20 protein-coding genes are annotated in these 22,901 nt (G+C 52.5%); 8 read left to right on the top strand and 12 right to left on the bottom strand.

From position 1 onward, the window contains the following. Positions 1–86: 86 nt before the first annotated feature. The 7 genes from JOD20_RS00890 to JOD20_RS00860 form a co-directional block, all read right to left on the bottom strand. A complete protein-coding gene (locus JOD20_RS00890) occupies positions 87–791 on the bottom strand; it encodes a hypothetical protein (RefSeq protein WP_204753469.1) in 705 nt (234 codons plus the stop codon). Positions 792–887: 96 nt separating this feature from the next. After that, positions 888–1,955, bottom strand: a complete 1,068-nt coding sequence (locus tag JOD20_RS00885) for a glycosyltransferase family 4 protein (protein WP_204753468.1) — start codon at positions 1,953–1,955, stop codon at positions 888–890. Positions 1,956–1,985: 30 nt separating this feature from the next. Continuing rightward, complete coding sequence (locus tag JOD20_RS00880; RefSeq protein WP_204753467.1) at positions 1,986–2,396, bottom strand: c-type cytochrome; 411 nt, start codon at positions 2,394–2,396, stop codon at positions 1,986–1,988. Then, complete coding sequence (locus tag JOD20_RS00875; RefSeq protein ID WP_204753466.1) at positions 2,396–3,796, bottom strand: DUF7133 domain-containing protein; 1,401 nt, start codon at positions 3,794–3,796, stop codon at positions 2,396–2,398. The genes JOD20_RS00880 and JOD20_RS00875 overlap by 1 nt, the downstream gene beginning before the upstream one ends. A gap of 107 nt (positions 3,797–3,903) precedes the next feature. After that, positions 3,904–5,739, bottom strand: a complete 1,836-nt coding sequence (locus JOD20_RS00870) for a type 2 lanthipeptide synthetase LanM family protein (RefSeq protein ID WP_204753465.1) — start codon at positions 5,737–5,739, stop codon at positions 3,904–3,906. After that, a complete protein-coding gene (locus JOD20_RS00865) occupies positions 5,736–8,468 on the bottom strand; it encodes a tetratricopeptide repeat protein (protein WP_204753464.1) in 2,733 nt (910 codons plus the stop codon). The genes JOD20_RS00870 and JOD20_RS00865 overlap by 4 nt, the downstream gene beginning before the upstream one ends. 67 nt (positions 8,469–8,535) lie before the next feature. Continuing rightward, complete coding sequence (locus JOD20_RS00860) at positions 8,536–8,766, bottom strand: mersacidin/lichenicidin family type 2 lantibiotic (RefSeq protein ID WP_204753463.1); 231 nt, start codon at positions 8,764–8,766, stop codon at positions 8,536–8,538. Between the two features lie 195 nt (positions 8,767–8,961). Here JOD20_RS00860 and JOD20_RS00855 point away from each other — a divergent pair, with 195 nt between their 5' ends. From JOD20_RS00855 to JOD20_RS00840, 4 genes are all read left to right on the top strand, one after another. Then, on the top strand, positions 8,962–9,162 hold the full coding sequence (locus JOD20_RS00855; RefSeq protein WP_110513876.1) for a hypothetical protein: 201 nt from the start codon (positions 8,962–8,964) through the stop codon (positions 9,160–9,162). Between the two features lie 40 nt (positions 9,163–9,202). Then, positions 9,203–11,362, top strand: coding sequence for a peptidase domain-containing ABC transporter (locus JOD20_RS00850; protein WP_204753462.1), 2,160 nt, complete (start codon positions 9,203–9,205; stop codon positions 11,360–11,362). A gap of 457 nt (positions 11,363–11,819) precedes the next feature. Continuing rightward, a complete protein-coding gene (locus JOD20_RS00845) occupies positions 11,820–12,764 on the top strand; it encodes a hypothetical protein (protein WP_204753461.1) in 945 nt (314 codons plus the stop codon). 12 nt (positions 12,765–12,776) lie between these two features. Beyond that, a complete protein-coding gene (locus tag JOD20_RS00840; protein WP_204753460.1) occupies positions 12,777–13,586 on the top strand; it encodes an alpha/beta hydrolase in 810 nt (269 codons plus the stop codon). 37 nt (positions 13,587–13,623) lie between these two features. Here the strand turns inward: JOD20_RS00840 and JOD20_RS00835 are convergent, their stop codons facing one another. Next, positions 13,624–14,349, bottom strand: coding sequence for a sensor histidine kinase (locus JOD20_RS00835; protein WP_164689222.1), 726 nt, complete (start codon positions 14,347–14,349; stop codon positions 13,624–13,626). 223 nt (positions 14,350–14,572) lie between these two features. Here JOD20_RS00835 and JOD20_RS00830 point away from each other — a divergent pair, with 223 nt between their 5' ends. Both JOD20_RS00830 and JOD20_RS00825 read left to right on the top strand, forming a co-directional pair. Then, positions 14,573–15,622 (top strand): ThiF family adenylyltransferase, encoded by a 1,050-nt coding sequence (locus JOD20_RS00830; RefSeq protein ID WP_204753459.1) that lies wholly within the window; start codon positions 14,573–14,575, stop codon positions 15,620–15,622. Positions 15,623–15,667: 45 nt separating this feature from the next. After that, on the top strand, positions 15,668–16,789 hold the full coding sequence (locus tag JOD20_RS00825; protein ID WP_204753458.1) for an MraY family glycosyltransferase: 1,122 nt from the start codon (positions 15,668–15,670) through the stop codon (positions 16,787–16,789). A gap of 55 nt (positions 16,790–16,844) precedes the next feature. On the opposite strand, the gene JOD20_RS00820 is transcribed toward JOD20_RS00825, so the two are convergent. The 3 genes from JOD20_RS00820 to JOD20_RS00810 form a co-directional block, all read right to left on the bottom strand. Continuing rightward, positions 16,845–18,548, bottom strand: a complete 1,704-nt coding sequence (locus JOD20_RS00820) for a hypothetical protein (protein WP_204753457.1) — start codon at positions 18,546–18,548, stop codon at positions 16,845–16,847. 100 nt (positions 18,549–18,648) lie between these two features. After that, on the bottom strand, positions 18,649–19,824 hold the full coding sequence (locus JOD20_RS00815) for a glycosyltransferase family 4 protein (protein ID WP_204753456.1): 1,176 nt from the start codon (positions 19,822–19,824) through the stop codon (positions 18,649–18,651). Positions 19,825–19,826: 2 nt separating this feature from the next. Further along, positions 19,827–20,462, bottom strand: a complete 636-nt coding sequence (locus JOD20_RS00810; RefSeq protein ID WP_204753455.1) for an HAD family hydrolase — start codon at positions 20,460–20,462, stop codon at positions 19,827–19,829. Between the two features lie 162 nt (positions 20,463–20,624). Between JOD20_RS00810 and JOD20_RS00805 the strand changes: the two genes are divergently transcribed. Together JOD20_RS00805 and JOD20_RS00800 are read left to right on the top strand one after the other, a co-directional pair. Further along, positions 20,625–21,359: a zinc-binding protein gene (locus JOD20_RS00805; RefSeq protein WP_204753454.1), complete on the top strand. Its 735-nt coding sequence runs from the start codon at positions 20,625–20,627 to the stop codon at positions 21,357–21,359. Between the two features lie 18 nt (positions 21,360–21,377). Then, positions 21,378–22,013, top strand: coding sequence for a hypothetical protein (locus JOD20_RS00800; protein ID WP_204753453.1), 636 nt, complete (start codon positions 21,378–21,380; stop codon positions 22,011–22,013). On the opposite strand, the gene JOD20_RS00795 is transcribed toward JOD20_RS00800, so the two are convergent. Then, positions 22,010–22,831 carry a DUF92 domain-containing protein gene (locus tag JOD20_RS00795; RefSeq protein WP_204753452.1) on the bottom strand — a complete coding sequence of 274 codons (822 nt, stop codon included), beginning with the start codon at positions 22,829–22,831 and terminating at the stop codon, positions 22,010–22,012. The two genes, JOD20_RS00800 and JOD20_RS00795, sit on opposite strands and share 4 nt — an antisense overlap. Positions 22,832–22,901: the final 70 nt, after the last annotated feature.

The raw sequence follows: 22,901 nt of genomic DNA, 5'->3' as shown, positions 1-22,901 counted from the left end.
GGTGAGTTTAGTTATTCATCACATCAACTGGATATAAACAAAACTCCTTTGGTTGTACGACCAAAGGAGTTGAAACTTGTTTACGATTAGGCGGTTGGCGGGCGAAGATAGGTGCGATCTTGCAGGTTGGCTAGCTCGGTTTCTTCAGTGTCGTCATCGTCGTCTAGCTCGGGCATTGGGGCTTGAAAGCTGTGCAGCGCATCGAGCACCTTGCTGACGTTCTGCATCAGATCGCGAATTTCTTGGCGTAGTTCGTGTTCTTCGTGTAGCGCTTCGCCAAATGGCCACGATTGACGGCCAGTTACTGTGCCAACAAAGGCCATATATTCGCCAGTAAAATGCAATTGCACATCAATATCAAGCGGTTGATAATCGAAGGTTTTATCTTTGGTTGCTGCTTGAATCGCTTGGGTCAATTGTGGAATATTGACCACATTAAAGCGCTGCTCCTCAGTCAGAGGAATTGCATAATTCAAATCAAAATCGAGATCAACGTTGTAGGCACAGCCTTCAATCGCGTGCAAACATGGCTCATCAGTATCGTGATACAAGGCACAGATTGCATCGCTGCCCATAACTGAAATCGCGGTTAGCGCTGCATCCCAAGTAAAACTAATGGTCGCAACCACATGTTCCATCTGGGTGTCGCGCTGCTTGGCCGGCTGGCAACTGATACTCAACGTCCGCGCCAACGAGTGCGGATCTAGCTGTTCTTGCGAAAATTGAATCGCTAACCCTGCTCGCTCCGCCTCGCTAATTAATACCGTAACCACTGCTTCATACGTTAACATCTTCGCTCCTTTCAGCGAGGCTTGTTGTGTCCATGGTCATTATAGCACTCTCACTCATGGCGCAACATTTGCCGCTCGTAGGAGATTGTAAATCGCTTAGGCTAAAACTTCAGCTAAAAAGCGGTCGGTCACATGCTCCCAGCTATATTGTTGCACATGCTGCAAGCCATAATCGCGATAGCGTTGTTGTAGCTCAGGGTTTTGCAGCAGTTCGATAATGGCTTTGGCGATTGCCGCTACGTCGCTTGGCCCAACCAAGGTGCCTGCTTGGCCATGGGGCACAACTTCGGGAATCGCCGCCGCATTGGTGCTGACAATCGGCAAGCCGCTAGCCATTGCCTCTAAAAAGACAATCCCAAAGCCTTCTTGGACGCTGGGCAAGCAAAAAATGCTGCTCCGACCATACCACGCTCGTACTTCAGCATCGTCGGCAAGTGCGCCAAGCATGCGCACCGAGCCTTCGAGGTTGTAGGCGCGCACTACGCCGCGCAGCATGTCGTGATCAGGGCCGTCGCCAATAATTACTAGTTGGGCTTGCGGTACATGCTCAACGACGCTGGCAAAGGCCCGAATCAAATCGATCACATGTTTGCGTGGATACTGGCGCGCTACACATAAAACCGTCCATGGATCGCGCTGGTTGCTCTGGGCCTGCTCCTGCCACAAACTCAAATCGATGCCTTCGGGCACAATCCCAATTGTGCTGGTTGGCACGCCATAATGGGCATGAATCATCTGGCGGCAATATTCGCTGGTTGAAATAACCTTGGGCGCACGCCGTGCATTGAGCATTTCGATGCGCGAGAGCGACCACAGCAAGCCGCGAATAAAGCCCTGTTCATGGCGCTGCTCTTCGGCAATCACGCCTTTGATGCTACAGATATAGGGCACATTTAAACGTTGGGCAACCCGCACCCCATCAATATCGAAGCCAACCACTAAATCATATTGATGATTGGCAAGGCGGCGGGGCAATTGCCAGTTGTAATATAAACGGCGCAGGGTCAAGTTACGCGGCCAATTACCAGTTGGCACAATCCGATCAACAATGTGGCCACGGGCTTGCAAGGTGCGCGCTAAACCGCCGATTGCCGCCGCCGTGCCACTGCCATCAACCACCGTTTGTAACCACGAATCTAAGAATGCAATTCGCAATTGCTGCATAGCACTTTTACCTATTCAAGGCCAACGCGCTTAATCAATGCCACTTTTCAGCGTCAGCATATAACCAATCAGATCGTTAATATCTTGGGTTGATAATTTTTGGGCATAATCGCGCGGCATAATGCCTTCTTGAAAACCGCCAACCAATTCTTTATCTGGCTCGGTCAGCGAGAGCCGCAGATAATCGATGGCGCTGGTGCCATCTGGGCGTTGGGCGGCGCGATTGCCAATATTCGAGAGATTTTGGCCAATGCCCTGACCTGCTTCGCCAACAACGTCGCTATGGCAATCGATGCATGCTTCAAGCTGATCGAGCGTAAGCACCTCTGCTCCTTGAAAAATGCGTTTGCCACGCTCGGCATTGCCGACGCTGGTGCTATCGTTGGCAGCACCACAGCCGAGCAACACCACGCCCAGCGCTAGATAGCACAATGTTCGCATTAACGCGCTCCATTATAGGTGATTCGGTAGATTGCACTCGTGCCAAAATCGGCGATATACATGTTGCCATCGGGGCCAGTAATCACATCGATTGGGTAGAGCATGCCATCGGCAAAGGTGGTTGATTTGGCTAAATAATCGCCGTTGCTGGTTTTGCCAACCTCGATATGCACAACCTCGCCCGTCTGCCAGAGCGTCAAAAAGGCGCTATCGCTGTAGATTTGCGGGTATTGGTTGCCGCTATAGAAGGTCACGCCAGTTGGTACCGAGTGGGCGGGAAAGCTAATCAACGCGCCGCGCGTGCCGCCATCGCTGGGCGGATCGCCAAAATAATAGGGGTAACCATAGTGCTGGCCTTCGACCAAATAATTAAATTCATCTGGTGGATCGTCGCCCTCAACCGAGCTTGGGCCGTTATCGCCACCAAATAGTGCTCCGTCGGCGTTGAAGGCCACATCGAAGACGTTGCCCAAACCACGAGCATACGGGCGCAAATCGGTGCCATCGGGATTGACCGATAAAATGCTGGCGGCTAATTCATTGTCTTCAAATTTGCCATCGGTTGTGCTGCCAACCCCAAAATACAAGCGTCCATCGGGGCCAAACGCCAAGCCATTGTTGGAGTGTGGCTGCAAGACCATCGAAGGCAAATTATCAACCACAATCCGGCGGCTATCGGCCACGCCATCGCCATCGCTATCACGCAGGGCCTCGATTTTGCCCGAACTAGCGCAATACAATTCGCCATCGCGCCAAACCAAGCCAACCAATAATTCAAAATCGCCAGCCCATTTGCTCAAGCTATCGATCTGCTGATCGTTGTTTTGGTCGCGGCCAATCCAGAGATCGCCAGCAATATCGGCGATATATAGCTCATTTTCTGGGCCAAAGGCAATCGCGGTCGGATTATCCATCGTGCCGCTGGCGTAGATGCTCCACTCGAAGCCTTCGGGCAGATTGATCGCGCGCAGTTTAGGATCGCGTTGGCGCTCACGCTCAGGAATGCTGGTTTGCCACATCGTATAAAACGCTGGCGTGGCGATTAAGGGCATACCTAAGAGCAAAAAGAGGGCTAAACCACGGCGGCGCAGTTGCTGGTCGATGCTATAGCGAATCTGGCGTGCTAGCCACCATAAAGCGCTTGCAACAACCGCCAGCGCACCGATCACGACCGCCGCTTGGCGCAGCAAATCCCAAAATTTCACCCGAATTAATGGGTCGCCAATGCCAATTGGATAGGTGCTAAGCAAGCCTTGAAACACCAGCAAGATCAAGCCTTGCACGGCGATGGCGAGGCCGATCCAGCGCCAGCGGCCTTTTTGGCGCAGCAGCGCTAATCCACCGACAATCGCCCCAACCCACAGGGCTAGCAGCACTAAGCTCGCAATATTGAGCAGCATTATGATTAATCCTTTGAGTGTATTTACATAAAACATTGACCTGCGATGCAGGCCAACATCCGTTTTTTCAATTGTTCAGCTGTAGCAGTGCTACTAGGCTCAGTATATCATGGCTGCTGGGGCGGTTTTGGTGAAACATTCGTCCCAAAAGCGTGGCGAATTTGGGCGATTTGGCGCTCGCAATGCTCGTTGCTCAAGCCCGTGACTGCTTGCTCAACCCGTTGCCAACTGCTTTGGGCAAGTTCAAAATCCATGGGTTGACCATGGGCATCCCAAATTGTTTGCGAACGCGGCGTTGTGCCAAACCATGGAATATCGGCTTGCCAAAGCGCTGCTTGCTCTGCTTGCAAGAAATATTTGAGCTGTGGCCGATCAGGAATGCTCAGCCACAAATGATCAAACAAACAATCGCGATCAAGCGCATCGCGTAGCCGATTGGGATGGCTGGCGTGGCGCAGCAAAATGGCGTAGCTATTCGATGGCCGCACAATCACCCGAATGGTGGTATCGGCGCAGGCGGCCAAACCAACGCGCAATAACTCGGCTTTTGAGCGCAGGAGCGCTGCATAGGTGTTGCGAAAACCTTGCTCGACCTCGGCTGCATAGGCCAAGGGATCGATCTTCAGTGTGCTACAGGTTGGCAGGTTGTGGGCTGGCTGCACGGGAATGGGGGCGTAGCGCAAGGCCATATGATCAGTATTCGTCTCATCCCAAACTGGCTGCGGCAAGGGCAAGGTTTGTTCGGCGTTGCCAGCGATGCCACTGAGATCAACGCCTGGATGCTCTGCGGTGGAAAAATGCAGGCGGGGCAATAAGCCAACTTGCTCGGCTTCGATCAAAGCGTTGCTGTTGCTTGATAAAAGTGGGTGGCACAAGCCTTCGAGGTCAATCAAAACGGGATCTTCTCCCACGGCAATGACATTTTCATAGTGTAAATCGCAGGCTTGCAACACCAAAAGCAAGGCCAACAAGGCTCCGTGGCGGTGATAAAAACGCTGGACAGCTGCCGAATCGGCACATGGCGCGGCTTGTAGCCATTCTGTCCAGCCGTAGCTGCCACAATCGAGCACCTGCAAGCCGCGCAGCTTAATGGTTGCTGCCTGTTGGTTGTGCCAAGCCAAAACCTGATTGAAGGCAGCTTCGGCGCTGAGCGAGCGTGGTTTGTAGGCCAAACGCGCGCCACTAGCAAAATCGAGGCGGCAAACGCTTTGGCCTGCGTGGCGGTCACCCAAGCTTTCCAAGCCCGTCCATTCGCCAAGCTCAAGCCCAAAATGGCCTTGCAGTTGCTGCCAATCGTGAGCGAGATGTTGGGCAATTTGGCTGACAAAATTAATAATTGTTTGGCATTCATGAACCAAACTATGCAGCAAAACTGGATAATTGGCGAAAAGATCGAGCAAATCGTTGATGTTGCTATAGCGGTTGATGAAATATTCAAAGCGATCTTGACTGGTTGCGCCGTGCAACTCGCCACGCAAACGCGCCACATTCAGCTCTAAAACCATGGTTTGGGCGGTTAATTGGGCTAAACGTTGGGCCAAGGCCTTGCCAATCGCCGCATGTAATGTTGGCCAATTGTGCTTAACTTGGGCTTGTTGCAAGGCTTGTTCAATCTGCACTAAACAATAATCGACCAGCGGCCAAAGCGGATAGCCCAAGTTGGGCTGATTGAGCCAGCGCGGATGTGGGCTGGCTTGCCATTCGCGCCACGTTGTGAGCAGCGCGGCCCAGCTTGGGGGCGCAAGGGTGATGGCGGGGTCAAGCAGGGCTTGAAATTGCTGCTCATTTAATCCATCAAGCGCCAGCCGCGCCTGCCACCACTGCGTTTGCTCGAAGGGAGCTTGTTTGCGCCAGCGTTGAGCACGTTGGGCTGCGCGCGGGCCGATCTCGCTCAGGCCAAGTTGTTGGCGTTGGCGTAAATTCAGGCTTGCCAACCAATTCATGTGCGTAGCTCATGCAATCGCAGGGCTGGCATTTGGGCGAGCAGCTGTTCGATAATTGGTTCGGTTTGCTCAGGCATTTGGGCTGCTTGCTTGAGGGCTTGCTGCACAAATTGCCAACGGGCTTGTTGGTTGAGCCAACGGCGCAGGCCATATTCGCGGCGTAATTGTTCGACAGTTTCAACGACTGGACCGATTGCACTGCCATAGCCCATGGTTGCCAAGCAAAACGCCAAACTTTCGAGGGCTTGGGTCAGGCCTTCGGGGTTGCCAATGGTGCGATAGCCCTGAATCGCTTGGTTGATTTGCTCGATCGCTGGCGCAAAATGGCCTTGAATACAATCAACCAAGGCCAAACCACGCAAAGCATTGGCAATGCCCACGCCAAATTGCATGCTGCGGCCTAATTCGAGCGCTTGGGTAAATAATTGACGGGCAACCAGATATTGGGCCTGCTCAACGGCCAATTGGGCTTGCACCGCCAACACCATACATAACATATGTTTGCTGCCAAGGTCTTGGCTCATTTGCGCGGCCTTGCTGAGATAGCAGCTTGCTTGCTCCAATTCGCCTGCTGCTAGCGCCGTATAGCCTTGGTACATCAGGGCAAAGCCAATCACAGTTTTGTTGCTCATCTGCTCGGCAATGCTATAGCTCTCGCTAAAACAGCGCTGAGCGGTTGGGTAATCGCCGCGATAGAGCGCCAATTTGCCTTGATGTTGCAAGACCATTGAAATGCGATTTTCGTACTGATGTTCCTGACAGAGCGCCTTGCTTTGCTCAAGCAATTTGGCAGCTTGGCTTAATTCACCACGATCGAGCTGCAACGCGCCTAAATTGCAGATCAGACTGCTGATTGCCATTGGCAGATCGAGGGTGCGCCAGATTTCGAGGCTATCGTTGAGCAAGGCTTGTGATTGCGCATATTGGCCTTGCCAATGAGCAATTAAGCCCAAATTATTGTAAACCCGAGCCATGCCAACTTGATCGTTAGCGGTTTCGATGAGTTGGCGACTTTGCGAGAAACTTTGAGCCGCAGCGCCATAATCGCCTTGATGATAGGCCAAATAACCTGCGGCGTTGAGCGTCTCGATCCAGAGAGTTGGCTCAAGCGTGATTTGGGTAGTTTGGGCTTGATCGATTGCTTGAGCCAGCCAACGCCGACCTTCGCCAGTATAGCCGCGCAAATACCAAAGATCTGCCAAATTCGTGGCCATTTGCACCAGCTGTTCGACCTGCTTCTGGCCAAAGAAAAACTCCAAGGCAGCGCGAAAATTGAACAAATCGCGCTCAAAGCGATCGCCAGCAACGACATGATGGTTATGTTGGCTCAAATCGGCCTGCAAGGTTTGGGCCAATTGCAAATAATAATTGGCGTGGCGTTGCGCTGCTGGAATGAACAAACCAGCTTGTTGCAACATCTCACGAGCATATTCGCGCAAGACATTCAACATCTCAAAGCGAGTTTCATCCTGTTGTTCGGCTTTGGTGTAGAGCAAGCTTTTATCGGCCAAGGTATTGAGGCCGTCAAGCAAATCGAGCGCCCACGGCTGTTCGGCTCCAACTGCGGCCAAGCCATCGAGCGTACAGCTTTGTGGAAATACCCCGACATGCATAAACAGCTGCTGATCGCTCGGCTCAAGCAGATCGACGCTCCAGCGAATTGCTTCGCGCAGCGTGCGTTGGCGTTGCGGATGGTCGGCTGATCTGCTGGTCAAGACAGTTAATTGATGTTCAAGGTGGCGCAGCATCGCTTTGGGCGAGAGCAACATACTGCGCGCGGCAATCAATTCGATACTCAACGGCAAGCCATCGAGCTGACGACAAACGGCGCTAATATCGCCAAGAGTGGTTTGATTAATCTCAAAATCGGGATTGACTGCTTGGGCACGCTCGATAAACAAGGCGACTGCTGGTGGGTGGGTGGTAGGAGTAGCCTCATCAGCGGGCGTAGCCAGTGCCAAGGGTGCCACCGCAAAGCGCCGTTCACGGCGTAAGCGCAAAGCCTCGCGGCTGGTGACCAAAACTTTTAATCCATAACATGCCTGAATCAACTGATCGATTGAGCCAGCAGCGGGCAGCACTTGCTCAAAATTATCGAGCACCAATAAAATTTCACGGTCATACAAAAACTGCTTTAAATCTTCAAAGCTGCGCCGTATGCCAGTTTCCTTGATCCCAAGGGTTTGGGCGATTGTACTGAGCACATCTTGGGGATTGCTCACTGGAGCCAAGGCCACCACAAACACGCCATGACGAAAGCGTTCAAGCTGCTGGGCTGCAACCTGCAACGATAAACGAGTTTTGCCAACGCCAGGTGGGCCGACCAAGGTCAACAAGCGCACATGTTCGCTGGCTAAGCGTTCATTGATCGCCGCAACATCAAGCTCGCGCCCAATCAATGGATTGGGCAGATCGACTAAATTATGCGGTGCTTGATCGACCACAAAATTAACGCGGGGAGCGCCTGGAGTTTGATCCGCCCAGATCGGCCCCGTGGTTGCTTCCGAACGAGCAAAATGCACGAATGCCGTATGTTCAGCTTCGGGAACATTACAACATTGGGCTAAGCGCTGGGCAATCTGGCTCGATGGCTTAAGCGTATTCGCTTCAATTTTACGAATGGTAACCGTGGCACAGCCAACCAAATGAGCCAACTCGTCTTGGGTGAGATCGAGGGTTTTTCGGCGTTGTTTAAGCCACATTCCAAAAGAGGCATCAACCTTTGTCATAACGCTGTCCAATGTGCTGTGGAGATGGTCAGTTAAGCAAGGACATTAGGGTGAATTGGCTGTTGACTTATTGTTGATCGTCGCTGGTATTGACAACGCAGGGAACGAGACTGGTGACTGAGGTCATGGTTGGGATAATGCTGCAATCCAACAGACCGCCTTGAATTTGGCGCAATTCCTCGTCGCTCAATTCGGTCATTCCAGCGGGATTGGCTGGGGTAGACTCGGGGTTGGTGGGTTCGCTCTCAGGATCATTTTCAGCATTATTCCACGCGTTAATCGTTTCTTCATGCGACATGCTGGGTCTCCTTTGATTGTTTAGGGTGGGTTTAATTTTGGGAGGTTGTTAGATGCCCTAGTATACGGTTAAAATACGGTTATTGGCAAGCGTAGTTTGAGCGATAGCGCTATATCGGTTTTTATATCGGTTTTTGGCTAGTTGGCAAACGCCAAGTATGGTTAAATGGGGCCAGCTTTTCAGGAGGACACCCCAATGAACGACCACAGCCAAACCGCTCTGATTCCAAACACCTCATTGTTTCGCTCGGCTGCGCTAACGTCATATGTTGCTCATCATCAAGAGCAGGTTGTCCAAGAGCGAATTTCGCCGTTGTTGCTGCGAAGTTTGTGGTTGCTGGTTGCGTTGCTTTCAGTCAGTTTAGTAGTGATTGGCGCGCCGCTCGTCAGCCTCTAGCCTACGGATAACCTTGCCCAACTAGCAAGGTTTGGCGCGATTGAAACGTTGGTTTGCACGCCTCAAACGGCGGCGGGTTCCGGTTTTACTCCAATTAAGTGCAATTGAATGTGGTGCTGCCTGTTTGGCGATGCTGCTCTCGTATTGGGGCAGGGCAACCAGTGTTGCTGAAGCTCGCGAGGTTTGTCGGCCATCGCGTGATGGCTTGAGTGCCCAAACGATTGCTGCTGCTGGCCGCCACTATGGCCTCGTTGTGCGGGCGTTTGCCCTGCAAAACCTCGATTTTGGCTCACTGCAACTTCCGGCAATTTTGCATTGGAATTTTAATCATTTTGTGGTGCTTGAGCGTTGGTCGCCACGCGGCGCGACGATCGTTGATCCTGCTTTGGGTCGGCGCTTTGTGCAGTTAAGCGAGCTTGATCAACGCTTCACGGGGATTGTGCTGAGTTGCCAGCCCGGCCCCAATTTTGAGCAACGCCAACGCACCAACACCGATCAATGGCGCTTAATTCGCTCGACACTTTGGGCCAAACCCAGTTTATTAATTCAGATTATTGTCGCTTCTGGCTTGTTGCAGTTGGTCGGGCTGGCGCTACCATTGCTGACCAAAAGTTTGGTGCAGCAAGTGACGCTGCCCAGTTTTGAGGTGCTGCTTGGACGGGTGTTAATTGGCTTGGGCTTGATTATTAGCATTCGTTTTTTGATGCAATATATGCGCAGTCTGTTGCTGATTCAATTGCAACTACGTTTTGATACTGATCTGAGCGAGCATTTTCTGAGCCACTTGTTGCGCTTGCCGCTGGCATTTTTCGAACAACGCAGCAGTGGCGATTTATTGCTGCGCCTGACCAGCAATAGCACAATTCGCGAGTTGATTACTAACCAAGTGCTTTCGGTAGTGCTCGATGGCGGGCTGATGCTGGTTTATGGTGGCTTGCTGTTTTGGCAAAGCGGCAGTTTTGGCCTAACGGTCACGATTATTGCGCTGCTGCAAGTGGCGATTATTTGGCTCACCCAAGGCCGTTTGCGCCCGCTCGTCGAGACCGATTTGTTGGAGCAAGGCGAAGCCCAGAGCTACTTGATCGAGTTGCTGAGTGGCATTACCACGATCAAAGCGATGGGCGTTGAGCACTATAGTTTTGGCTATTGGCAAAATCTGGCTCGTCGCCAGCGCAACACCAGCCTGCGCCGTCAACGCCTGAGCGCGGTCGTGGATAGCCTTTTGGGTACGCTCCAAACTGCCACGCCGCTGATTTTACTGTGGGTTGGGTTGCGAGAAGTCCATCAAGGCAGCATGGATTTAAGCACGATGCTGGCATTAAACGCGATTGGCACGTTGGCGCTTGCGCCGTTGGTCACATTAATTAGCCAAGGCCAACGCCTGCAATTATTAACCAGCTACCTTGAACGTTTAAATGATGTGTTGATGGCGCAGCCTGAGCCAGATGGCAACGTTGCGCCCGACCAACGTTTACAAGGTGCAATTCGGCTCGAACAGGTTAGTTTTGGCTACAACCCGCATGCCGCGCCAATTTTGCGCGATATTTCGTTGCAGATTAAGCCTGGCCAAAAAGTGGCCTTGGTTGGGCGCACAGGCTCGGGCAAAAGCACCTTGGCCAAATTATTGTTGGGCCTGTATCAGCCAACTAGCGGCCAAATTTGGATCGACGAGCAACCGATTGAACACTACGACCGCCAAGCGCTGCGCCAACAATTTGGGGTTGTGTTGCAAGATGCATTTTTATTTAGCGGCTCGATTCGCCAAAATATCAACCTACAGCGGGCAACCTTGCCAGCAGCCCAGTTGCTGGCTGCTAGCCAACGTGCGGGCTTGCACAACGATATTGTGAGCATGCCAATGGGCTACGAAACGCGGGTTGGCGAGGCGGCAGGCGGCATCTCCGGCGGGCAGCGCCAACGCATTGCCTTGGCACGGGCCTTGTTGCGCCAGCCAGCAATTTTAATTTTGGATGAAGCCACCAGCCAGCTCGATACGCTGACTGAACAGATTGTTGAGCAGCAACTTACTACATTAAAGTGCACCAGAATTGTGATTGCCCATCGTTTGAGCACGGTCAAAAACGCCGACTTGATTATTGTGCTCGATCGCGGCCAGATTGCCGAGCAAGGCACGCACGCCGAGTTAGTAAGCGCCGATGGCGTGTATGCCAAAATGGTTGCCAACCAACAAGCCAGCTAACATGAGATCCCCTCACCCCTCTCCTATCCAGTGGGCGAGGGGCTTTAGATTCTGTGGTTGTACCATAGTGGGAGAGGGCATCTGGCTTATAAGGGAATGTTTTAAGATCCCCTCACCCCAACCCCTCTCCTATCCAGTGGGCGAGGGGCTTTTCATGGTGTGACTCTTGGACAATTCGTTGGGAAACAAGGTCGGCTCCCCCTCGCCCGCGTTTTCGTGGGAGAGGGGGTTGGGGGGTGAGGGAACGCTCCATTAATGCAACGTTTTGCTTCCAACCAACGTCTATAGAATAGATCTTTTGGCCTAGAACTTGCTCGCCAAAGCGGTTAAACCCAACCCAAAATAAACCCTTTGGTGTATTCCCAAAATCTAGGCCATATGCTATGCTGCATCTTGCAGTGCGGCATGAAGATTTGAATATCGTGCGGCTGTGTGTAGACGAAGCAAAGGAGCCTGTATGTCGCGTCGTAAGGTGCGATTATTTTTTTGCCTGCTTTTAGTAGCAGTATTGGGAGTTCATGGGTTACAGCGTAGGCAAGTGATTGTTGCGGCAGCGCCAATGGTTTTTGACCAATATGCACCGCCCCAAACTCACAGCTATTATGTGCCAAATGCCCCAGCGATCGTCGGTTGGCCAAGTGCAGCTGCCTTATTTTATGCAGCAGGGCGGCCTTACCCAACGGATATTCCAGCGGCCTATTACGACCCAAGCTTTAATTTGACTATGTTACGTTTGCGTTCAAGCATTATTGCTAGCGCCAAACGCCATAATCGCCAAGCCATTACCAAACTTACAGATGATCAATTTGCCGTGATTATTGCGGCCCAACTTTATTTTGAATATAACGGGGCTTTGGCGACGCGTGGTAGTTTTGGGCGGGCAGTAACTCCGGTCTATCAAGAGGCGCAAGGGGTTGCCAACTCGTTGGGGTTGGGCAATTTTAGCGTTTGGCCCGCCAATTTGCGGCCTTCGGTTGGCAAAAGTTTGCTCAATGGCGAGTTGCCCTATGTGAATTCGCTCAATCAGCCAACCAGCCGCCCAGTTGCGCTAACCATTTATGGTAGCAAGCTCCAAGCCCAAATGCAGCGTTATAGCGATTGGCAGCCAAGCGAAACCGAGGTTGCCAATGAAATTAGCGATCCATTTTTGGCGGTCGAATATTTGGCGGCCAACTTTGAGATTGCCAGCTATCGCGCCGAACACGATTGGGTTACGGTCAATTGGATGACCTTTGTGGCCTGGCACAATCAGGGCGTGGTTAGCCCGGGCCATATTACCAGCAATGCCCAATTGGCAAATGTGCTGCCAACCTTTGAGCGCTATATTCCTGGTGCAATGGCCTTAATCTACACGCCGCCCGAGGTTGGGCCAAGCATTGTGCGGCAGCCAATTGCCAAATAAGCCGAGGATGCGATGACCCACGAGGTAGAAACATTAACCGATTTGCCCTATGGCAATGCAGCTGGCTATTTGCTATTTCTCGATCTGTATCGGCCTGAACCAATGCCAGCGCAGCCCTTGCCCGTGATTGTGTATTTGCATGGTGGTATGTGGCGGCGCGGCGATAAAGCCTTGAGCAGCGATCCATTTTTGGTGCAAACTGGCCGCTACATCGTTGCCAGCATCAACTATCGGCGCAGCGATCAGGCGATTTTCCCCGCCCAGCTGCACGATGCCAAAGCTGCCGTGCGTTGGTTGCGGGCCAATGCCCAAAAACTCGGCATCGATCCAACCAGAATTGGAGTTTGGGGCCACGATGCAGGCGGCCATTTGGCAAGTTTGTTGGGCGTAACTGGGCATGTCGCCGATTTAGAAGGTAGCAATGGTAGCGCCGACCAATCAAGCAGCGTGCAAGCGGTGGTGGCGGTGGCTGCACCCAGCGATTTGAGCCAGCTTGGCGATTGGCACGACGAGCCAGATTCGCCCGAATCGTTGTTGGTTGGCGGAGCATTGCCAACCCGCAGCGAGTTGGTGCAACAAGCGAATCCCTTGAACTATCTTGATCAGCCGGCCCCGCCGTTTTTGCTGATTCACGGCGAGCACGATCAGACCGTGCCGATCAGCCAAAGTTTGATTTTGCAGCAAGCTTTGCAGGCTGCCAATGCCGAGGTTGAATTGTTGCGTTTGGCCGAGGCCGAACATAACTTCGGCACTAACAGCCCCTATCTCCAGCAGATAAACCAGCAAATCTTAGCCTTTTTTGATCGGGTTTTGCAAGCATAAAAAAACAGCGCAGCCATGGTGGCTGCGCTGCATTATTTTAGCTACGACTGGTTTCTGGCTCGGCGCGCGGAACCGTAAAGGCAAAGACATTGCCTTTGGCCAAACGCTCGATTGCAACTTTGCCGCCATACAGCTCGACCAACGATTTAACGACTGGTAAATCCAAGCCCAAGCCATGCTGCTCGCGTGAGAGCGGCAAGTTTTGCGGCACAAAGAAGCGGTCGAAAATCCGCGGCAAATCCTCGTCGGTCAGCGGCGCGCCCTCGACCGTAAAGACCACCGCCACGCTATCAGGCATGGTGCGAGTTTGCACCACAACTGCGTCACCAGCGTTGCGTACAAAACGCAAAGCCACGCTCAGCAAACGCTCGATAATGAGGCGCAAATGGTCGGGATTGGCCAAAACTAAGGGCATCGTTTCTGGTAAATCGCTAACGATTTCAACCCCGCGATCATGGCTTTCGGCGCGAACCTCAAGCAAGGCTAAATTGAGCGGTGGTAACACCGAGGTTGGCTGGGCGATTTTCTCCTCGCTCAGCACCCCATACTCACCCTTGGCCAACAAAATATAATCCCGCACAAGCCGATCAATCCGAGTGCCACCCCGGCGGATAATTTGTAAAAAATTGCGTAAATCGGCCTGGCCAATTTGGTCGGCATGCATCAACAAATCGGTACAGGTTTGGATCAAGGTCAGCGAGGTGCGAAGCTCGTGGTAAAACGGGTCGAGTGTGGCTCGTTCAAAGCTGCTGGCGCGGCTCATCGGTAACTCCTTGGGTGCGCCGTGTTTCCCATCTAACACGTCAAAAATAATGCTAAGCGTAACTGGGCATCATAGCAAAAATGGCTTACACAGTGGGGGCTGAGCAAGCAAATGAATTAAGAGGCCATGCTACAAATAACCAACAATTAGCTACGATTTTACGAGGCGGTATCAATCTCTGTCAAGTTGATACTGTCTCACCTGCGCGGTACAATGAGCCACAATGCAAACAGGGGGTTTTATGCCCAGTAGTGGGATTCAATCAGCACGCTATAGTCGCCAAACGCGGTTTGCCGGGCTTGGCCAAACTGGGCAGGAGCGGCTAGCCCAAGCGCGGGTGGCGATTGTGGGCTTGGGCGCAACCGGTAGTACCATCGCGCATAGCTTGCTGCGAGCGGGCATCGGCTATTTGCGCCTGATCGATCGCGATTGGGTTGAAACGCACAATTTGCCGCGCCAAAGTTTTTATACCGAGGCTGATGCTGAACAGTTGCAACCAAAAGTTGTGGCCGCCAAAGCTCATGCTCAGCAAATTAATAGTGCCTGCGAAATCGACGCGCTTGTGCTCGATTTGCACCCTGGCACGATTGACCAAGCGCTGGCTGGGGTTGATTTGGTGATGGATGGCACCGATAGCCTTGAAACCCGTTTATTAATCAATGAGTGGTGTGTGCGTGAGCAAGTGCCATGGATTTATAGCGGCGTGCTTGGTGGCCATGGCATGACCGCGAATTTTCGCCCACAGCAGGCCTGTTGGCGCTGCATTTTTGCAACATCGCCCGAGCCTGGCAGCATGCCCACTTGTGAAACTGCGGGTGTGGTTGGGCCAGTTGTGGGCGTAATTGGCAATTTGGCGGCAACTGAAGCGCTCAAATTGCTGAGTGCTCAAGGCCAAGCCAACCCCGATTTATTTATGCTCGATCTGTGGGCTTGGCAATTTGAGCATGTGCCAATGCCAGCGCCACGGCCCGATTGCCCAGTTTGTGGCTTGCGTCAATTCGATTTGCTTGATCACGCTAGCGAGCCAACCGTCAGTTTATGTGGCCGCAACGCGATTCAAATTCGCCCACAGCAGCCAACGACGATTGGCTTAGCGCGTTTGGCCCAACATCTGCACCACGCTGATGTGCGGGTGGTGCAAACCGACTATCTTTTGCGCTTTGCAGCCGATAGCTTGCAAGCAACTGTATTTCCCGATGGACGGGTGATTGTTAGCGGCACCGATGATCCAGCGGTGGCGCGTGGGTTTTACAATCGCTGGATCAATCATTAAGCTGTTGATCGGTTTATTTTCGGACACTTCTAAGCTGGAGCAGTTATGATTCTGCGATTTGCGCTGGTATTAGCCATTGGTGCCAGCATTACCTTCGTTTTGACTCCCTTGATTCGGGCGTGGGCTATTCGCCGTGGCCTGTATGATATTCCCGAAGCGCGGCGGGTGCATCGGATTCCAACCCCACGGCTTGGCGGCGCGGCCATGTTTGCAGGCTTTATGGCTGCTTTGGGGGCGGCGGTCGTCGTGCCTTGGGGTGTGCCGCAAATGCAGCGCTTTCCAATTGAGAGCTTTCGGCTTGGTCTGCTGGCCGCAGGTGCAACCCTGATGTGGGTTGTGATGACGATCGACGATCTTAAAAAGCTATCGGCGCGTTTTCGTTTAATCATCCAAATTCTGGCGGCATTAATTGCAGTTGGCCCCTATTTATGGGAATGGACGCTGCATCCAGCAGTTAATGGGGTTGATGTTGGGGCGCGCGGGATTATTGCCACAGCATTTAATACGCCTTTTCCAGCACCGTTCAATCAGATCAATTTCCACGAGATTTGGCCGCCATTGGCAATTGGCTTCACGATTTTTTGGATTGTGGGCATGACCAATGCGCTGAATTGGATCGATGGCTTGGATGGCTTGGCTGCTGGCGTGACGTTTATCGCCGCGATTGTGCTGGCGATTCATACCTATTCATTGGGCCAATATTCGCTGGTGTTGGTGCCGTTGGCTTTGGCGGGCGCATGTTTGGGCTTTCTGCCCCACAACTTCCACCCAGCCAAAATCTTTATGGGCGATGGCGGCGCGATGGTCATCGGCTATAGTTTGGCAATTTGCTCGATCATTGGCGGAGCCAAGCTGGCCACAGCGTTGTTGGTGTTGGGCGTGCCGTTGCTCGATGGCGTGTGGATGATCATCTGGCGACGGGTGCGTGGGGCCGGGGCCAGTGTCTCGGATCGGGCGCATTTGCACCATCGCTTGCTGGATTTGGGTTTATCGCAACGCCAAGTTGTGGCCTTCTACTACACCGTAAGCAGCTTATTTGGCAGCCTTGGCTTGTTGTTGCCCAATAGCTGGTGGAAACTGGGCGCGTTGGCAATTTTGACCAGCCTGATGATCGGGCTGTTATTCTATTTGGCGCGCAAACAACCGCAAGCGCAAAAATCAGCTTAAATGCCAAGGCCACAGCAAGCACTGTGGCCTTGATTGGTTTAGCGAGGCTTAATCCTTACTTGAAGGCGACTGGAATATAGAAATGGCGCAGGGCAGTGGTGTACCAAATTCGTGCGCCACAGAATTGAACAGAATTGGTTGGGTTGAGCAACGAGAAACTGATCGAATGATGGATACTGCCTTCCGAAAGATCATAATGCGAGCCAGTATAGTTGACGATCTGCGATGCATAGCCCGTCGTTGTCGGAATTTGGTAGGCAAAGATTGGGTTAAACCAGCCCCTGCCATCATAGGCCCACAAGCGAGCGGTTGCGCCATTGCCAGCTAAATTGCGATAGTAAAAGCGGATTCCGCGAATTGCACTTTTGGCGGGCAATTGGAAGGTATAGGTAATTTCAGAATCAGTCTCAAATGAAACACAACCTGCCGCATCGATTTGCTGCACATAAGCTGTATCGCGGGGAACGAATGAATAGGGAGTTAAAAATTGATATTCATCAGTGATTTGTGGGCTAGCGCTTTCTTCAACCGTGCCAAGCTCCAAGGTTTGCATGGGGCTTGGTTCGTTGGTTGCTTCGCTTAATAACGCCCCTTTTGCATCGCGCTCGCCAACAACAGTTGCACTTGGCTTGCTTGTTGCTGCCATTGAGCGACCCTGAACTGGCAGCGTATAGAACGAGCGAATCCCACACATCTTGGCCGAATCACTGTTGCCCGGGCGAATATACAGCAAATAGCCTTTGAGCAATTCGTTGATGATTTGGACGTTATTATCCAAATTAATATAATCGTTGGCATAGCCCGTTGCTTGGGTTGTACCCTCAAGCGCTACAGTTGAGGTAGAAGAGCCGTTAACATGGACCAGATTGGCATACATGGTTTGGCCGCTTGTGTTGTAGTAGAAGGCGCGATAGCCGCGAAATTGCCTACCATCGGGCATATCGACTTCGGTCGATAAATTGAGGCCTTCGGTCAAAATCATACAACCAGCGCCAGCATAGCTATAGCGACTGCTTGCATCGACCGCGACAAAATCGCTGGCCGCTGTGAAGTTATAGCCGGTAACGCCGCCTTGTAAGGCATCAGGGCGGTTGGCTGGTGGTGTGCTCGCTGGGCGCGCCACTGAAGGCGTATAGGCATATTTTACCCGTACCCCACACAGCGCATGGTTGATGCCGACTCCGCCGCTATACCACACCAACGAGTAGGCATAGTTAAATGAATCATAGGGTGTAGGCGTGAAGCTAGCTGACGTATAACTTGAGCCATAGCCACCATTGCCACTACTCCCTAATGTTGCAACTGTGGCAATTCCGCCAGCGCCGTTGAAGCGATAGATGTAGAGCTGCGAATCATTATTAGCATCGGTATCCCGATATTGAAACTCAACCCCAATAATGGTCGCACCCTCAGGAATAGCTAATTTGGTGCTCAAGGCTTCATTATCACCAACGGTCGCGCCTGGAATCGACTTGATATAGGTACAACCAGCCCCGTAATAGGCGTAGCCAACATTTGAATTGCGTCGATGAAAGGCAATTCCAGGATACGAAGCTGTGGCATACGACGTTCCACCATTGATGCTGTTCAACCCAGCCTCAAAATCCTGTTTGCTGCCTGCTTGCTCTGGGTTTAACAATGGCGCAGCCTGATCGCCAGTCAACGGCGTTTGGGCGCTCATTGGTGCAGGCTTAAGCCATATACTTGCTACAAGACCAAAAAAGACCAACACGAAACACACTCTTCGGGTAATCCACATACACAACCTCCAAGAGTCAACAATGTTCGGTAGATTAACAGTACATTATGAGGACGATCCTGCCACGCTAAAACTTGCCATGCTGTAGGTAGTTTATTGTCTAGCTCGTGGCGTGATCATAGCGTTGGAGCAGAATTTGACTGTAGGCCGACCAATTAAAGTGGCTTTCAATGCGCTGTTGCGCAGCCGAACCCAAGCGCTGACGAAGCTCTGGTTGTTGGAGTAGCCGAATCAGGCCTTGGGCTAAGGCTCCGCTATTGCTTGGTTCTACCAAAATGCCGCTCTGTTGATCGAGATATTCGCCCACTTGCCCAACCGCTGCCGCAACAATCGCCAAGCCTGCTTGCATTTGTTCGGTTAATTTGGCCGAGCATTTGGCCCGATTGAGCACGGTATCATCCATTGGGTACAGCGCTACGTCTGCCGCCGCCAACGCTGCATCAATCGTCTGTTGCTCGCTCCAGCCGCGGTTATCAAGCGCATGGCTGATGCCTGCCTGCTGGGCCAAATTGGTTAATTGGTGTTCTTCGCCATGCTCGCCAGCCCCAATGACCAAAAGCTTGGCCTGCGGAATTTGCGCCAGCACACCAACCATGGCCGCCACCACATCGCTGACTGGAAACTCCCAAAAGCGGCTATACAGCACGATAACTGGTTCTTGGCCGAGGCCAAGCATGGCCCGCGCTGCACTACGCTCAGGCAAGCCGCGCCGTGGCAGATCAACACTATTGGGCAAATACAGCACTCTGTTGGTTGGCAAACCAAATAAAATCACTTGGTTGGCCAAGGTTTGCGAAGCCACCGTCACGCAATCAGCCAATTTGGGTAAATTACGCTCTTGCCAATCGATCAAGGCTTTGATATGGCTTGGATAGTTCAAGCGATCGTTCCAGCCGCCCGTGCCTTCCCAATCGTCAGTATCCACAAAAATTGGCAAATTGGGCCGCAAGCGCCGAATCAATGGCAAGGCCATGCCACCATAGCCCTTGGGCTTAAACAAATGCACTAGATCTGGCTTTAACGCTAAACAGCGCCTAAGCATCCACATTACTGAGCGCAGCATTGCCAGGCTGCCTTGGCCAAACTGCGGGCTATGCTCAACCGTAATTTGCTTAATTACGCTCGTTAGGCCAGCATCGGCAGGGTAGAGATCGCTCGGAGCAAGCACATGCACCGTATCACCACGATCAGCGGCAGCTTGCAGCATGGGCAGGGCGCGGCGGCTTAATGTTGCTTTGGGTCGCAAGCCAAAGGGCGCAAGCGCAACGATCCGCATGCTCAAAACTCCTCGCGCAGCATCGCCCGTTCATGGGGTTTGAGCACATCCAAGCTGCCAAGTTCATCAATTAATGCAGCAGTGGTGGTGAAATGCACGGTCGGCAGGCCAAACGCTCGGGCTGCCTGCACATTGCGCAATTTATCGTCGATAAACACAATCTCACGCATGGACACGCCCAAGGCTTCAACCGCCAATTCAAAGGCTTGGGGATTCGGTTTGGCTACTCCGACCCGCGCCGAATTAATCACCACATCGAATAAGTTGGCAACCTGCCAGCGTTCTAAAATCGTCTCTAGGTCGTCGAGCGCGTTCGAGAGTAAGCCCGTGCGATAGCGGCGCTGCAACATTTGGGCAATGCGCACCATCTGTTGATTGAGCTGCTCGCCAGCAAATAGCTCATTCATAAAACCCGTTAGCTCACCATCAATGCCTAATTTTTGCTGCATGCCCGACCAATAGGCTTGGCTGGTTAGCTGGCCAACCCGCGCTTGTCGCCATTCATCGCCGTTATACAACAAGGCATACAACGATTCGGCAGAATGGTCATAGCGTTGGGCAATGCTCCGATAGCCTTCAAGTGATTCATGTTGTGGATTGAAAACTCCGCCCCAATCGAATAGGATGGCTTGGGTCATAGTTCTTCCTTTGGTCTAGGCATCAGGTGATCCTGTGGCAGGCGTTCGCGCGCAACCAACAACTAAATTGCAATTTGTGCGTCTAAGTTACAGGCTTATGGGCAAACAACGTGGGATAATTGTAGCAGATACCACGCTAATCTAGATGAGAATGCGAAATCGATGACAAGCCGTTTGATTCCACCAATTCGTAGCCAGCAACTGCCAGATAAAAGCCAATGCGCGGTCTGTGGCCAGCGCTTGACCGGCGCATATTATTTTCTGCCCGACCGACCGGAGCGCTATTGCGAAGATTGTATTGAGCATCGCCCTCGCTGTAGCAGTTGTGCCGCGCCTGTCGGCAGCGATGGCTGGACGCTGCACGATGGGCGATCGCAGTGTGGCAGTTGCCATCGCAGCGCAATTTACGATCCGCAGGAAGCCCAAGCCTTGTATGCAGACACGGTTGCTTCGCTGGCCCAACACCCAGGCTTGCAAGTCCAAGTTGGCGCAAGCTTTCGGCTGGTCGATCAGCCAACAATCCAAGATTTGGCTCGTCAAGGCGCGATTGCCACCGAAGGCCAACAAATGCTTGGGTTGTATCTACGCCAAGGCCGGATGCGGGTGGTCTATGCCTTGTATGGCTTGCCGCGCTGGCGCTTTCGGCTGGTTGTGGCCCACGAATTTGCCCACGTTTGGCAGGGCGAACATTGTCCGTTATTAACTGATTACGATTGGGTTGAAGGCTTTGCCGAATGGGTTGCTTACCAACATTTGCTCTTTTTGGGCGCAACCAAGGCCGCTGAAAGATTACGCAATGGCGAGCACCCTTATCGCAAGGGTTTGGAGCAATGCCTCAAACTCGAAGAACAAATTGGCGTTCGTGGGGTTTTGGCAGCAATGCGCACCCTCGAATAAGCAAGCTTTGGAGGAGTTATGCGCTGGTTTGGGGCGTTTTTTCTGGCCTTTATGCTTTCAACTGCTGGTTTTTTTACGCTACTGCCGCTTGCAGCAAAATTAACGACACCGCTGGTTTGTCCTGGCGGCACTATCGATTTGCCCGCACGCATTTCGCGCAAAACCAAATTTTATTGCACTAAACATGGTGAGCAACACGAAATCAATCCATTTTGGCTCATGACCAGCGGGGTTTTGATTTACACGCCGCTTTTTTATCTGCCGTTATGGCTGCTTGGGCGCAATGCCAAAACGCCGCTTGGTAGCCAGCCAAAGCTAACCAAGGCCACCATCGATGCGCAGAATCAAGCCCAATTTGCCCGCTCAATTGCCGCCAGCGCCACCGTGATCGATGCAGAAAAGGGCAAGCATATTTCGAGCAATGGCTTTCGCCGCGATGTTGAAGTTATTTTGAGCCTTGCAGTGCAACGCCCCGATGGATCAAGTTATAACGCCAAAAGCGCGTGGATGGTCGAGGAATTGCAGTTTGCGCGGATCGCGATTGGCCAAACCATCGCTGTGCAGATCGATGCCGACGATCCTCAGGTGATTTATCCCAGCAGCGAGCTACGCCAGATCAAATATTCGCCTTGGTATACCAGCAATTATGCCTAATTGGCGAGCGCTGCAATCAATAAGCCGACCAGAGCGCCTGCCCCAGTGCTAAGCAAATTAACCCAATCGTTGTTGAGCCATGCCAAGCCGCGATAATGGCGGGTTTCATTGCCGCACTTGTGAATTGTGCGCTCGGTTTCGGTTGCGCAATGCTCACACCAGCGCATTTGCTGCACGGTCGCGCCAAGCAAACTATCAGCCAACGATCCGGCAATGCCGCCCACAGTTGCTGCAACCACAAACCAAAACTGTGGTTCTTGGCCATTGCCAAGGCCTAAACCAGTCAAGCCCCAAGAACTAAGTCCAATCAGCAATGCGCCAAGGCTGGTGGCGGCCATGCCCAAGCCTGAAATTGCCCCTGAACGTCCGCGTTCAACTTGCTTGAAGGTTGTGAGCATAAACGGGCGACCCTTGCTGAGCGTGCCAATTTCGGTGGCCCAGGTGTCGGCGGTGGCGGTGGCAATCGCGCCCAAAGCCAAGGCCCACCAACTAAAATGGGGTTGCCACGCATAGCCCAACGCAGTAATCAAGGGAATACCGCCATTGGCCATAGTTTGCCAAATATCGCGGCGATCGTCTTTGCTAAATTTATCGAGCGCAACGACTGCTTTGCGACGTTTGCCAACTTTGGAAAGCAAACTAGAGCTAGCGAAGAACAAAATAATCAGCCAGCCCCAAGCCCAACTGCCAGCGCCCACCGTTAGCGTGCCAATCAAAACTGCGCCGAGCCAGCCGCTCAAACTGAGCGAACGTCGCCAATAACCAAGCCCACCAACCAGCAAACTCAAGCCGAAGCCCGCCACCAAACGCACAAGCATGCCACTGTACCTCAGAATAGACGTTTAAGCTGCCCTCGCCCCAACCCTGTGGTTTTGTTTTGCTGCAATG

Origin of the sequence: Herpetosiphon giganteus, from assembly GCF_016907925.1 — a bacterium.
GTDB lineage: Bacteria > Chloroflexota > Chloroflexia > Chloroflexales > Herpetosiphonaceae > Herpetosiphon > Herpetosiphon giganteus.
This window is presented reverse-complemented; position numbering and strand designations above follow the sequence as displayed.

Bases quoted from the DNA above. Each gene is read 5' to 3' on its own strand.
- JOD20_RS00890 (WP_204753469.1), bottom strand. From the start codon at position 791: ATGTTAACGTATGAAGCAGTGGTTACGGTATTAATTAGCGAGGCGGAG.
- JOD20_RS00885 (WP_204753468.1), bottom strand. From the start codon at position 1,955: ATGCAGCAATTGCGAATTGCATTCTTAGATTCGTGGTTACAAACGGTG.
- JOD20_RS00880 (WP_204753467.1), bottom strand. From the start codon at position 2,396: ATGCGAACATTGTGCTATCTAGCGCTGGGCGTGGTGTTGCTCGGCTGT.
- JOD20_RS00875 (WP_204753466.1), bottom strand. From the start codon at position 3,796: ATGCTGCTCAATATTGCGAGCTTAGTGCTGCTAGCCCTGTGGGTTGGG.
- JOD20_RS00870 (WP_204753465.1), bottom strand. From the start codon at position 5,739: ATGAATTGGTTGGCAAGCCTGAATTTACGCCAACGCCAACAACTTGGC.
- JOD20_RS00865 (WP_204753464.1), bottom strand. From the start codon at position 8,468: ATGACAAAGGTTGATGCCTCTTTTGGAATGTGGCTTAAACAACGCCGA.
- JOD20_RS00860 (WP_204753463.1), bottom strand. From the start codon at position 8,766: ATGTCGCATGAAGAAACGATTAACGCGTGGAATAATGCTGAAAATGAT.
- JOD20_RS00855 (WP_110513876.1), top strand. From the start codon at position 8,962: ATGAACGACCACAGCCAAACCGCTCTGATTCCAAACACCTCATTGTTT.
- JOD20_RS00845 (WP_204753461.1), top strand. From the start codon at position 11,820: ATGTCGCGTCGTAAGGTGCGATTATTTTTTTGCCTGCTTTTAGTAGCA.
- JOD20_RS00840 (WP_204753460.1), top strand. From the start codon at position 12,777: ATGACCCACGAGGTAGAAACATTAACCGATTTGCCCTATGGCAATGCA.
- JOD20_RS00835 (WP_164689222.1), bottom strand. From the start codon at position 14,349: ATGAGCCGCGCCAGCAGCTTTGAACGAGCCACACTCGACCCGTTTTAC.
- JOD20_RS00830 (WP_204753459.1), top strand. From the start codon at position 14,573: ATGCAAACAGGGGGTTTTATGCCCAGTAGTGGGATTCAATCAGCACGC.
- JOD20_RS00825 (WP_204753458.1), top strand. From the start codon at position 15,668: ATGATTCTGCGATTTGCGCTGGTATTAGCCATTGGTGCCAGCATTACC.
- JOD20_RS00820 (WP_204753457.1), bottom strand. From the start codon at position 18,548: ATGTGGATTACCCGAAGAGTGTGTTTCGTGTTGGTCTTTTTTGGTCTT.
- JOD20_RS00815 (WP_204753456.1), bottom strand. From the start codon at position 19,824: ATGCGGATCGTTGCGCTTGCGCCCTTTGGCTTGCGACCCAAAGCAACA.
- JOD20_RS00810 (WP_204753455.1), bottom strand. From the start codon at position 20,462: ATGACCCAAGCCATCCTATTCGATTGGGGCGGAGTTTTCAATCCACAA.
- JOD20_RS00805 (WP_204753454.1), top strand. From the start codon at position 20,625: ATGACAAGCCGTTTGATTCCACCAATTCGTAGCCAGCAACTGCCAGAT.
- JOD20_RS00800 (WP_204753453.1), top strand. From the start codon at position 21,378: ATGCGCTGGTTTGGGGCGTTTTTTCTGGCCTTTATGCTTTCAACTGCT.
- JOD20_RS00795 (WP_204753452.1), bottom strand. From the start codon at position 22,831: ATGCTTGTGCGTTTGGTGGCGGGCTTCGGCTTGAGTTTGCTGGTTGGT.